Consider the following 12,516-nt stretch of genomic DNA (forward strand, 5'->3'; position numbering starts at 1 on the left):
GGGTCATCATAATGAATAAAAACCAAATCAGTGCCGGTATCTGTCGTGCGTTGTTACTGGGCGGGGCGCTCTCGCTGTCTTTGCCATTGCAGGCGGCGGAGAGCAGCAACCCGGCCTTGCAGGCGCTCTTTGATCAGGCGGCCTACTGGCATCAAAAGGCTCATGACGACCTGGCGAAAGCGTCACTGCAAAAAGTGCTCATGGTTGAGCCGAACAATACTCAGGCGCTTTATCTGCTGGCGCTCTATTCGCAACAAAGCGGTGACAACGCAGGAGCGATGCAGTATCGCACGCGTCTCAGTCAGGTTTCACCTGACGATCCGCACCTTGCTGAACTGGATAATGCCCGTCAGTTGCAGACGATTCCCCAGGCGCAACTCTCGCTGGCCCGTCAGCAGGCCAGAAGCGGAAATATTGCGGCGGCCTTGCAGACCTGGCGCAATACCTTTAGCGGCAACGAACCGCCCGCCAGCGTGGCTGCCGAATATTATCTGACCATGGCCGGCGATCGCACGCTGCTGCCACAGGCGATTGAAGCGTTGCGCGAGTTTTCAGCCCAGCATCCTCAGGATACGGGGGCCAAACTGGCGTTGGGCAAGGCGCTGACTTATCAGGACTCGACCCGACGTGAAGGCATTGACTTGCTGAGTACGCTGGCAAGTGGCAATCAGGATGCCGATCGTTCTCTTCGTCAGGCGCTGTTGTGGCTGGGTCCACAGGCATCGGATGCCTCGCTTTACCAGACCTGGCAGCAGCGACATCCCCAGGATAATGCGGTAATGGACTATTACCGCAAGAACGTGGGCGGAGCCGAAAAAGGCGCGGGATTTAGCGCGCTCAACAGCGGCGACGTGAACACGGCGGAAAGCAATTTCGGCAAAGTGTTACAGGCTAACCCGCAGGATGCGGATGCGCTGGCCGGGATGGGATACGTCGCGCAACGAGAAGGCCGTTATCAGGACGCTGCGGATTATCTGCAGCGCGCGGCGCAACTGGGTGGCGATCAAAGCGCCGATCGCCAGAAGCAGGCTGCTGATGCGCGTTTTTATGCGCAGTTAGCCAGCGCCCAGCAGGCCTTTAAAAATGGCGACAGCGCGCAGGCACTGGCGCTGAGCGAACCGCTGACGCATGCAGAAGGTGAGAAGGGCGTTGCGGCCGGCTTATTCCGTGCCGATATTTTGCGCCGCAGTAATCAGCCCGATCAGGCAGAGCAGGCTTACCGCGCGATTCTGAAAACCGATCCCGATAACCGGAGCGCACGCGAAGGATTGTTCTACGTGCTGCGTCAGCAGAACCGCAGCGCTGAAGCCAATACGTTACTGGCCTCATTGCCGGAAAGCGTCAGGCAAAGTGTGGCGCCGCGAGGCAGCAGCGTTGATCCGATTCGCCAGCAGGCGAAACGTCAGGTCGCGGCAGGCAATATCAATGCCGCGATTGCCACCCTGCAGCAAGGTATCCAGCGTTATCCGCAGGATGGCTGGTTACGCCTCGACCTCGCCCGCCTTTATCGCCAGCAAGGGAATACCCTGCTGGCGGCAGGCGTCATGCAGCCGGTGATGCGGAGTGGTGCCAGCACCACGGAACGCTATGCGGGCGCTATCAACGCCAGTGAAAGTGGAGCCTGGCAGCAGGCAAGTTCCCTGTTGGCGGGTATCCCTGCCCGCGAGCAGAACCGTGATATGCGGGAACTGGCGCAGCGTGTGAATTTCAATTTGCAAATGGCCACGGCCGACCAGTATCTGGCGCAAGGATCGAATGCCGCAGCGGCAAACACGCTGAAAGCGCTGGCGGTGAATCCGCCTGATAATCCTGTTGATGCCGGGAACCTGGCACAAAAGCTGGCCAAGGCCGGCGATATCAACAGTGCGGTGGCGGTGGTTCGCGGAAATATGCAGCGCGGTGTTCAGGGGAATGCCGGAGATTATGCCGCTCAGATAGCCGTATTGAATCAGGCCGGGCTGGACAATGAGGCACAACGTTTTCTTAGCCTGCCCGAACTGCAGACACGCAGTACACCAAAGCAGCTGGCAGAGATACGTGAAGGTTACCTGATTAACGACGTTGATCGGCTGCGACAGCAGAAGCAGTATGCAGCTGCCTACGATAAGCTGATTGGTGCACTGCAGCGCGATCCGCAGAACCGTGATTTGATGTTCGCCATGGCCCGTCTGTATCAGGACGGCAAAATGAATAAAGACGCGGGCGTCGTCTACGACTATTTGATGACCCAGGATACGCCATCCCAGGATGCGCGCGTTGGCGCAATCAATGTCGCGCTGGCACAAAATAACGTGCAGCGTGCCAATGAACTGGCAAAAGGACTGACGTCGAGCCAGACGCCACAGCGTCAGTTGCTCCTGGCGCAGGTCGCCGAGGCCAATGGCGATCACATGCAGGCCATGCGCTATCTACGCTCGGCGCGCGGTCAGATTATTGGTTTGCAAGGCGCACAGCCGGGTGCCACGCCGACCATTGGCGGACTGGCCCTGGCCGACAATCCCTTTATCAATCGCAGTACCTCGCCCGTGGGGCGCTCGCCGTCCAGCTATGGCACCGTGCTGCCGTGGCAGGTTGCGCCGGTATCCGCAGAGGGCGCGCAGGAGGGCACCCTGGCCAGTGCCAACACGGTTTCCTCTCAGCAAGCTCAGACGCTGCACGATGTTGACGCCATGATGGAGAGGTTGCAGGAAAAGACCGGCACCTGGGCGCAGGGCACCGTGCAGGTGCGCGGGCGTGACGGTGAGTCAGGGTTGAGTCAGTTAACGGAAGCCAAAGCACCGCTGACCTTCTCTACCGTGCCGTTTGGCGATGCGCGTTTCAACTTTACCATGACACCCGTTTCACTCACGGCGGGTAGCGGTGCAGGCGATGCCTGGCGTCGCTTTGGCACGAATGCGCTGGAGCAGGGCAAAGTGGTCGCGGCCGGTCTTGCCAAAGTTGACGATGTCCCGACTGCCACAACTGATTCGCAAAGCGCATCCGGTGTGGAGCTGAATCTTGCCCTTCAGGGCGACAGCTATAAAGTCGATCTGGGCAGCACGCCACTGGGCCAGGATCTCAATACGCTGGTGGGAGGGGTGCAATGGTCGCCGAAACTCACGGATTTCCTGACGCTGATTCTGACCGGTGAGCGCCGGGCTATTACCGACAGCCTGCTGTCTTACGTTGGCGCGGAAGACAAATCCAGCGGCAAACGTTGGGGTAATGTCACCAAAAACGGCGGCAATGCGCTTCTGAGTTATGACAACGGCGATGCCGGATTATTTGTCGGGGCAGGCGCTTACAGCTACGTGGGGAATAACGTGGCCAGTAACAATAACCTGCAAGCCAATGCGGGTGTTTATGTCCGTCCTTTCTATGCTGACGATCGTGAACTAAAGGTCGGCATGAGCCTGTCCTGGATGAATTTCTCGAAAAACCTCAGCTACTTTAGCTATGGTCAGGGCGGTTATTTCAGCCCTCAGGACTATGCGTCGATTTCTTTCCCAGTCGACTTCTCACGCACGTTTGACGATCTTAAAGTTAACATTGGCGGCGCAGTGGGTTACCAGAGCTACAGTCAGGATAAAAGTGCTTATTTCCCGGGCGATGCGGGCCGTCAGGCGCAGCTGGAGCAGCTGGCTGCCAATGGCAATGTGAAAAGCGCCTTCTATGACGGCAACAGTAAAAACGGTGTAGGTTATAACCTGCATGCGGGCGCGGATTACAAAATTGATAAAGATGTCACGATTGGCGGACAGCTGGGTTATGACACCTTTGGTGACTATAACGAGAGCACGGCGCAGCTCTATTTCCGTTATTTATTCGGAGAGAAGTAATGAGTGAAGCATTTAGCGGGATGACCCACCCGTATCAGCCTGGCTGGTTTGATCTGGTCAGCGTTATGGTCGAAGGAATGATCGCCAACGCAGGCCAGGAGCAGGCGGAGGCGTTTCTGCACAGCATGGGCGAATCGCTGGCGACACGCTATCCTTTACCTGAATCGCGTACGGTGCAGGATTTCGAACGAGAAGTGAACCTGCAGCTGGCCCGGTTCAGTTGGGGATTTGTGCAGTTACAGCCGCAGGAAAACGCCCTGTTGATTAAGCATCATGCTCTGCCTGTCGGCGACAGCACACAGTCGGTCGCTCACTGGCAGGCGGCATTGAGCGCCATCCTGGCGGGGATGTTTTCTGGCTGGCTTCAGGGCCAGGGCGGCAGTAAAACCGTACCGGTTGTGCTGGAGCTGAACGATGGTCATACCATGCATTTTCGATATCAATAAGGTGCTCTGATGAGAGTTAAGCCAGTGTGGTCCGGTATTCTGGTCTTGTTTATGATGTTTTTCAGCACCCAGGCGATGGCAAGTGGTTGGGATACCTATAAAAGCCGCTTTCTTCAGTCAGACGGACGCATTATTGATACGGCAAATAATAATGTCAGTCACACTGAAGGCCAGGGTTACGGCATGTTGCTGGCGGTTGCTTATAACGATCGCGCGACCTTCGATAAACTCTGGAAGTGGACGCGCACGAACCTGCGCAATCCGCAAAACGATCTGTTCTACTGGCGCTACATTCCTGATGCACAGGATCCTGTCGCGGATAAAAATAACGCGTCCGATGGCGATGTGCTGATTGCATGGGCGTTGCAACGGGCAGCGCAAAAATGGAATGCAAGCGATTATCAGCAGGAATCGGATCGCATTCAGCGAGCGATAGTCAAACTCGATGTGACGAACTTCGGTGGCTACACCGTAATGATGCCGGGCGCGCAGGGATTCAATAAGAACAGCTATGTGGTTTTGAATCCCTCTTATTTCCTGTTTGTCGCCTGGCAGGAGTTCGGCCAGCGCAGCCATTTGCAGGTCTGGAACAAGCTGATTGATGGCGGGATGGCGCTGCTGGGTAAGATGCATTTTGGCAACAGCGATCTGCCGCTTGACTGGGTCGCGCTGAACGCCGACGGCTCCGTCGCGCCCGCGGTGGGTTATTCAAATCGCTTTAGTTACGATGCCATCCGCGTGCCGCTGAATATCTGGTGGTACGATCCGCAAAGCCTGGCGCTGGGGCCTTTCCAGCGACTCTGGCAGGGCTATGGTCGTATGAATACGCCGGCCTGGTTTGATGTGCTGGCCAATACGGCGGCGCCTTACCATCTGGAAGGCGGCTTGCTGGCGGTACGTGATTTGGTGCTCAACGAAACAGGCTACCTGAGTGATAAACTGTCTCCTGAGCAGAACTACTTTTCTGCCAGCCTGCAGTTACTGACCTGGATGGCTTATCAGGAAAAGCGTTGATCGTGGCCTGAACACAGACGGCAGCATTCCTTCACGGTTCCACATTGAGGGGATGCTGCTGAGGCAACTCTCTTTTTGTTACTTCCTCCTTTCTGAATCGTCTGCTTCCGCCCCCTTAAGCCACAAAATAACGCTGCAATAGGATATACTTGACGCGCTTTTCCAGACGGATATCTACGCTCTTAGCGAGCCGGGAGTAAAATTTTTGCGCGTAAGCCGATCACTGACGATAAAACAGATGGCAACCGTTTCTCTGATTGCGACGGTCACCATCAGCATTTTTATCGTTATTCAACTGTTCCATTTTGTGCAGCAGCGCAGGATCGACTACGCCCAGCAAATGGAGAATATCGCGCATACCGTGCGTCAGCCGCTGTCTGAAGCCGTCCTGAAAGCCGATATTCCCCAGGCCGAACGCATTCTTCACTCTCTTAAGCCGGCAGGCATCTTATCGCGCGCGGATGTAGTGTTGCCCAATGCTTTTCAGGCGCTCCACGCGAATTTTGAAAACGAAAAGCCGATTCCCAGGCTGGTGGCCCGTCTGTTTGAGCTGCCGGTGCAAATCACGCTACCGCTCTATTCGGTGGAACATACTGGCTTACCTAAGCCGCTGGCCTATCTGGTGTTACAGGCCAATTCAACGCGTGTTTATCAGTTTATCCTGAGCACGCTCTCGACGATGATCATCACCTACCTACTGCTGGCGTTGATACTGTCGGTCTCGATCAGCTGGTGCATCAACCGGTTAGTGGTGCATCCACTGCGGCGAATTTCGCGTGAGATCCAGGAGTTACCGCCCCAGTCAATCCTGACGCACAAACTCACCCTGCCTGCCGATCATCGCGACGATGAAATTGGTATGTTGATTCGCAGTTATAACCGCAATCAACACGTGCTGGAGTCCATCCACGATGAGATGAGCCGGTTAACGACGCACTTTGCCGTTACCGATCTGCCTAACCGGGCATTGTTTTTAGCACTGTTGGACCAGTTTATCTCTTCCCGGAGACAGCCTTTTAGTTTGATGGTCATTCGCATTGAAACGCTGCAGGAAGCCAATGGCGTATTAAGCGACGAGCAGCGCGATACGCTGATGTTGACGCTGGTCGAGAAAATTCGCAGCACCATTGATGACCACACTGTCTTAGCGCAGACCACAACCAGCGATTTCGTTCTGTTGATGAAGTCGGCCAATAACCCGTTTCGCGCCCTGCGTCTGGCCCGTAATCTGATGATTCGCCTAAACCAGCCCGTCAATCTGCATCAATTGCAGCTACGGCCTAACGCCAGCATCGGCCTGGCATTAGGTGAAGAGGGCGAGTCGATGGGCGCCGGTGAGATGCTGGACAGAGCGACCTCGGCCATGATGTCAGCACGCCGTCAGGGCAAAAATCAGATCCTGTTTTTTGATGCCGCGTTAACCGAGCGTGCGCAAAAACGCTTGACCCAGGAACATGATATTTTACAAGGCCTGCACGACGAACAGTTTGCCCTTTATCTGCAGCCTCAAATCGATATGCAGACCGGCAGGTTAGCCGGTGCGGAAGCGCTGTTACGCATGCGTCAGGCCGACGGCAGCTATGGCTTACCCGAAGAATTCATTGCCAGTGCTGAAGAGATCGGGGTGATTTCCGCCATTGGCCGTTGGGTCGTTGAGGAAGCCTGTCGCATTCTGGCGGGCTGGCAGCGTCACGGCGTAACGGTGCCGCTGAGTATCAATATTTCTGCCGTACAGTTACGCGATGCCAGCATCGTCAGCCATCTGCACGCTCTGCTTGAGCGGCATCGCATTGCGCCCGGTTCTCTGGTGCTGGAGATTACCGAAACCGCGCAGATTGGCGATGCCGAGCAGGCTATTTCTCTGCTGAGAATGTTGCAAAAAACCGGTGTTGCCGTCGCGCTTGATGACTTTGGGATGGGCTATTCCAACCTGAACTATCTGCACCAGTTTAAGTCATTGCCAGTCAATAAGCTTAAAATGGACCGCAGCTTTGTGGCCGCCTTACCTGAAGATGACACCATGGTGCGCATCGTTGCGGCCATTGCGGATATTATCGATCTGGATGTGATTGCTGAAGGGGTGGAAACCTGTGAGCAGCGTGACTGGCTGCTTGCGCGTGGTATCACGATTGGTCAGGGTTATCTCTACTCTGAAGCCCTGCCGCTGGCGCAGTTCAATGCACAATGGGTTCCTTCACCTCAACCGGAGGATTAACCCTCTGATCCCTTGATTTTGCAAGAATTTTAGTTACAAAACCCCTTGCTGAAGCGTTTCAGTTCAGAATTACGCTTGTATCATTTCCCCTGACTTTGCAGCCCTGTATTAATCACGTAAACAGAGTGTTATTTTCTGTCCACTGTCTGGCCCGGCCTGCCTCGCCAGCCAGTCACAATAAAAAATCCGACAACATTACCCTATTCGTTAGTGGATACCTGTTTATGAAACTATTTAAAAGCCTTTATTTCCAGGTTCTGGTCGCCATTGCTATCGGCGTACTTATGGGCCATTTCTATCCAGATTTAGGTACCCAAATGAAGCCGTTAGGGGATGGCTTCGTTAAATTGATCAAAATGATCATCGCGCCTGTGATTTTCTGTACGGTGGTGACCGGTATCGCCGGGATGGAAAGCATGAAAGCCGTCGGCCGCACGGGTGCGGTTGCGCTGCTCTATTTTGAAATCGTCAGTACTATTGCGCTGATTATCGGTCTGATCGTGGTTAACGTTGTACAGCCTGGTGTGGGCATGAACGTTGATCCCGCGACGCTGGATGCGAAAGCCGTGGCCATTTATGCCCAGCAGGCCGAGCAGCAAGGCATCGTTGCCTTCCTACTGGATGTGATTCCGGGCAGCGTGATTGGTGCTTTTGCCAGCGGTAACATTTTGCAGGTCCTGTTGTTTGCCGTCCTGTTCGGTTTTGCGCTGCATCGTCTGGGCAACACGGGCACGTTAATTTTCAACGTGATCGAAAGCTTCTCCAAAGTGATTTTTGGCATCATCAATATGATCATGCGCCTTGCGCCTATCGGGGCATTTGGTGCCATGGCCTTTACCATCGGTAAATATGGCGTAGGTTCACTGGTCCAGCTTGGACAGCTGATTATCTGCTTCTATATCACCTGTATTCTGTTTGTGGTGGTGGTGCTGGGACTCATCGCTCGCGTCTTCGGTGGCTTCAGCATCTTTAAATTCATTGCCTACATCAAAGAAGAGCTGCTGATTGTACTGGGCACCTCTTCATCGGAATCTGCACTGCCACGTATGCTGGATAAGATGGAACGGCTGGGCTGTAAGAAGTCAGTGGTGGGGTTGGTGATTCCAACAGGATATTCCTTTAACCTGGACGGAACCTCAATCTACCTGACGATGGCGGCTGTCTTTATCGCCCAGGCCACCAATGCCCACATGGATATCTTCCATCAAATTACGCTGCTGGTCGTGCTACTGCTGTCTTCCAAGGGCGCAGCCGGGGTAACGGGCAGTGGGTTTATTGTGCTGGCGGCAACGCTTTCAGCAGTAGGACATTTACCGGTTGCTGGCCTGGCGCTGATTTTAGGTATTGACCGCTTTATGTCTGAAGCGCGTGCGCTGACCAATCTAGTCGGTAACGGCGTCGCCACGGTGGTGGTGGCAAAATGGGTTGATCAGCTGGATAAAAAACAGCTGGGTGACACGCTGGCGGGCAAAAATAAGGCAGAAAATCCCTCAGAATCTGCGATTTAACCTTTGAATGTGATTTAATCCTCTCAAATGCCCGCTGTCACTTGCCCTGACAGCGGGCATTTGGATAATAAACCCCACTTGTTTTTTTCAACGTTTTTCACTTCGTTGCGTGACATCCCGGTCTTCCTGTGGTCAAACCTGTTGTTAATGATCGGCAGCGCGAATCGGCCATGTCCGGTTTGCTTATAAACGCGGCTAAACGCGCCAGTGATAACGATTTTTGAATTGTTTGAGTAGGGGTTCACATGCAGGGCACCAGAATTCGGCTTTTGGTTGGTGGATTAGTACTGGCAGCGACCAGTTACGGTGCGCCGGCAGAAACGCTGCAACCTGATCCAGCCTGGCAACAGGGAAGACTGGACAACGGATTTAACTGGCAACTGTTGGCAACACCGCAACGGCCAAGCGATCGCATTGAGTTACGCATGGTGGTTAATACCGGTTCACTGGTGGAAAGCGCCCAGCAAACTGGTTTCAGCCACCTTTTGTCACGCCTGGCGCTGGTACACAATACCGCCCTGGATACGAATCAGCAGCGCGCATTATGGCAGCAGAGTATCGATCCACAGCGGCCTCTGCCGCCGGTTATTTCATCGTATGATTACACGCAATACAATTTAAGCCTGCCCAATAACCGCCCTGAGTTACTGAAAGAAGCCCTGAACTGGCTGGCGGCCACGGCGGGTGATATGGCGATTACCAATCAGGTTGTCGATACAGCCCTGTCCGCTTCCGATCCGGTAAGAACCTGGCCTGCGGATACTCAGGATGTCTGGTGGCGCTATCGGCTGAAAGGGTCGGCGTTGCTAGCGCACGATCCGGCTGAGAAACCGCGTGCCCCCGTTGACGTCGCGCAGCTGAAAAGTTTCTACCAGCAGTGGTATACGCCAGATGCCATGACACTTTATGTCGTCGGCAATGTCGACAGCCGCAACCTTTCTGAACAAATCAACAAAGCGTTTTCACCGCTGGAAGGCAAGCGCAGCGCCCCTGCATCCATGCCCACCTTGTCTCCTTTACCGCACGATCCGGTTAATCTGGTCAGCGGCACGTTAGCGCAGGATCGCCTGTCCCTTGTCTGGGATACGCCGTGGCAGCCCATCCGGGACTCACAGAACTTGCAGCGTTACTGGCGTAGCGATCTGGCGCGCGAAGCGCTGTTCTGGCACGTGCAGCGCGCGATGAGCAATAAAAAAGTTCAGGGTGTGCAGGTGGGATTTGACTGTCGGGTGCTTTACCAGCGCGCGCAGTGTTCCATTAATATGGATACGCGCAATGACAGCCTGGAACAGAATATGAACCTGGTTGCCCGCGAGCTGGCTGCCGTGCGCGATAACGGTTTGCCACAGGAAGAGTTTGATGCCCTGATGGCCCAAAAACTTCTGGAGCTGAATAAGCTGTTCACAACCTACGCGCGCACAGATACTGACGTGCTGATTAGCCAGCGTTTACGCTCTCAGCGCAATTCAGTGGTAGATATTGCACCGGAGCAGTATCAAAAGCTGCGGCAGGATTTTCTCTCCGGCCTGACGCGCGATCAGCTCAATCAGGAGTTGCGGCAGCAACTTAGTCAGGAGTTAATGATGGTACTGATTCAACCGGAAGGTGAATCAGAAACCAACGTTAAGAGCCTTAAAACGGGCTGGGATAAGCTGATGACGTTGCCTGCGACAGCATCTGCACCGGCGGCCGGCGGGGACGTCAGCCAGCCGGACAGTAACGCTGCCGGTGATGCAGCGCCACCGACCTCCTGATCCATCAGGTTTTTGCCCTGAGCCATTCGGTCACTAACATTGGCCAACTGGCGAGGGGCAAATCCGCGACGCCACGGATGCCAAAACCGTGCCCGCCTTTCTGGTAAAAATGCACTTCGACGGGAACATTGTGTTCCCGTAATGCGCTGAAAAACACCATGCTGTTATTCACCGGGACGGCATCATCATCGGCGGCATGAATCAGCAAGGTCGGCGGCACCTGGTTGTGCACCCGGGTTTCGAGTGAATAGGCATCAATCGCTTTCTGGTCAGGCCATGCGCCTAATAAACGGGTGCGCGAGCCTTCATGGGCCAGGCCATCACGCATACTGATCACAGGATAAACCAGCACCATAGCGTCCGGACGAGGCGAAAAATTCTCTGCGTTGTCCTGAACGGGATAAATCTTCTCCGCAAACCGCGTGCCGAGACTTGCGGCAACGTGGCCGCCAGCCGAAAAACCCATCATAACAATGTATTTGCCGTTCAGCCCACGCTGCGCCCGCTCACGCAGGACGCGCACGGCTCGCTGCGCATCGGCGAGTGGAGCATCTGGTCCTTCATGATGTCCGTCATAGGGCAGGCGATAGGTCATGACGGCCAGGGTGTAACCCATAGAGGTGAAAAAGGTTGCCAGCGCGCTGCCTTCACGGTCAATCATGATGCGATGGTAGCCACCGCCGGGCGCGACCAGGAGCGTAATCCCGTTGGATTCCACAGGATGCCAGATAGCCATTTCCGGGCAGCGAACGCCGGTTGCCACGCGATCGTAGGGTTCGTACTCTTTTGCCGTATCGACGATTTGTGGCTGAGCGCGAGAATCGCTGGCACCGGGCGCATCACCATTAGGCCAGATATTAATGATTTCAGTATTCATAGCTGTGTCCTGATGCGAGAGATGTTGTCGTTGTTTTGTTCGCGGCCGTGAAAACAGCATCCTGCTGTCGCTGTTTAAAAGATGGCCTGTTTTGGCCTAATCGTCCAACTCAAAACCGCTAAAATGCCGAGATTCAGACTATGCCTGGCATGCTGAATATGGTGCTAAGCCGATAATTTTAAAGGAATAAAAATAAATTAAGATTAGCCAGCATTAACGGAGGAGGGCAGGATAGAGCAGGAAGAAAACGGGTTGGCTGACTTAAGTGAAATGAATGGATTTTCCTTTTGCCCTGACGGAAACGGAGGACATATTTATCGTGTTTTTATTTAAAGAAAGTGATGTGTTGCTGCGCGGTTAATCGCTGTGCAAGCGGGAAGTCTGGCACGGGCTGCACTGCGCCAGAGCGCGATGGCTATGGCTATGGGCTTTCATCGATAATGAGCATATCCCGATCGTCAAACTTCCAGAATGATGCCCAGGCAATCTCCCAGTAATAGCCGTCGGGATCGCGGAAATAGCCGCTATAGCCACCCCAGTGAACGGTTTGCGGCGGTTTTACCTGGGTTCCACCTTGGCTTTGTACCAACTCCATGAGATCGTCGACCTCGTGTTTCGACTTAACATTAATGGCAAAAGTAATGCCGTTGAATCCGTCGTCGGCTAGCCTGGGTGGATGGGTTTCATTGATATCTTTTGCCAAATTATCGAGAGGAAAGAGTTCGAGTTTGGTGCCGGAATTATTGAAAAATACGATGGGCGGATTCTGCTCAGTCACCTGCGTTTTAAAACCGATGCCTTTATAAAAGGCCAGGGATTTTTTCATATCACGCACGCCCAGGCAGACCAGATTGATGCGATTCATACTGACTCCGTTTACAGTC

The 12,516-nt window shown here is 54.3% G+C and carries 8 protein-coding genes; 6 read left to right on the forward strand and 2 right to left on the reverse strand.

Annotation, left to right across the window (positions count from 1 at the left end; all coding sequences use genetic code 11):
* The first annotated feature begins 11 nt into the window (after positions 1-11).
* The 6 genes from NYE92_RS15260 (at position 12) to NYE92_RS15285 (ending at position 10,755) form a co-directional block, all read left to right on the forward strand.
* Positions 12-3,818 (forward strand): cellulose biosynthesis protein BcsC, encoded by a 3,807-nt coding sequence (locus tag NYE92_RS15260; protein ID WP_014607008.1) that lies wholly within the window; start codon positions 12-14, stop codon positions 3,816-3,818.
* A complete protein-coding gene (bcsD, locus tag NYE92_RS15265; RefSeq protein WP_013024038.1) occupies positions 3,818-4,264 on the forward strand; it encodes a cellulose biosynthesis protein BcsD in 447 nt (148 codons plus the stop codon). Before NYE92_RS15260 ends, bcsD begins: the two co-directional genes overlap by 1 nt.
* 9 nt (positions 4,265-4,273) lie before the next feature.
* Positions 4,274-5,278 (forward strand): glycosyl hydrolase family 8, encoded by a 1,005-nt coding sequence (locus NYE92_RS15270; protein ID WP_014607007.1) that lies wholly within the window; start codon positions 4,274-4,276, stop codon positions 5,276-5,278.
* Between the two features lie 205 nt (positions 5,279-5,483).
* The gene (hmsP, locus tag NYE92_RS15275; protein WP_029570837.1) at positions 5,484-7,493 is read left to right on the forward strand and encodes a biofilm formation regulator HmsP; all 2,010 of its coding nucleotides are present in this window, start codon (positions 5,484-5,486) and stop codon (positions 7,491-7,493) included.
* Between the two features lie 218 nt (positions 7,494-7,711).
* Entirely contained in the window at positions 7,712-9,001 is a 1,290-nt protein-coding gene (locus tag NYE92_RS15280) for a dicarboxylate/amino acid:cation symporter (RefSeq protein ID WP_170934936.1), read from the forward strand.
* A 245-nt stretch (positions 9,002-9,246) separates the two neighbouring features.
* The gene (locus NYE92_RS15285; RefSeq protein ID WP_013024042.1) at positions 9,247-10,755 is read left to right on the forward strand and encodes a pitrilysin family protein; all 1,509 of its coding nucleotides are present in this window, start codon (positions 9,247-9,249) and stop codon (positions 10,753-10,755) included.
* Positions 10,756-10,759: 4 nt separating this feature from the next.
* On the opposite strand, the gene NYE92_RS15290 is transcribed toward NYE92_RS15285, so the two are convergent.
* Both NYE92_RS15290 and NYE92_RS15295 read right to left on the reverse strand, forming a co-directional pair.
* Positions 10,760-11,632 carry an alpha/beta hydrolase gene (locus NYE92_RS15290; RefSeq protein WP_014607005.1) on the reverse strand — a complete coding sequence of 291 codons (873 nt, stop codon included), beginning with the start codon at positions 11,630-11,632 and terminating at the stop codon, positions 10,760-10,762.
* Between the two features lie 421 nt (positions 11,633-12,053).
* Positions 12,054-12,497, reverse strand: a complete 444-nt coding sequence (locus tag NYE92_RS15295) for a VOC family protein (protein WP_259019128.1) — start codon at positions 12,495-12,497, stop codon at positions 12,054-12,056.
* Between the last annotated feature and the right edge of the window lie 19 nt (positions 12,498-12,516).

The sequence above is a fragment of the Pantoea sp. B566 genome (genome assembly GCF_024793925.1).
In the GTDB taxonomy this organism is placed as follows: Bacteria; Pseudomonadota; Gammaproteobacteria; order Enterobacterales; family Enterobacteriaceae; genus Pantoea; species Pantoea ananatis.

Excerpts from the sequence above, each read along its gene's own strand:
- NYE92_RS15260 (WP_014607008.1), top strand. The coding sequence starts at position 12 with ATGAATAAAAACCAAATCAGTGCCGGTATCTGTCGTGCGTTGTTACTG.
- bcsD (WP_013024038.1), top strand. The coding sequence starts at position 3,818 with ATGAGTGAAGCATTTAGCGGGATGACCCACCCGTATCAGCCTGGCTGG.
- NYE92_RS15270 (WP_014607007.1), top strand. The coding sequence starts at position 4,274 with ATGAGAGTTAAGCCAGTGTGGTCCGGTATTCTGGTCTTGTTTATGATG.
- NYE92_RS15285 (WP_013024042.1), top strand. The coding sequence starts at position 9,247 with ATGCAGGGCACCAGAATTCGGCTTTTGGTTGGTGGATTAGTACTGGCA.
- NYE92_RS15290 (WP_014607005.1), bottom strand. The coding sequence starts at position 11,632 with ATGAATACTGAAATCATTAATATCTGGCCTAATGGTGATGCGCCCGGT.
- NYE92_RS15295 (WP_259019128.1), bottom strand. The coding sequence starts at position 12,497 with ATGAATCGCATCAATCTGGTCTGCCTGGGCGTGCGTGATATGAAAAAA.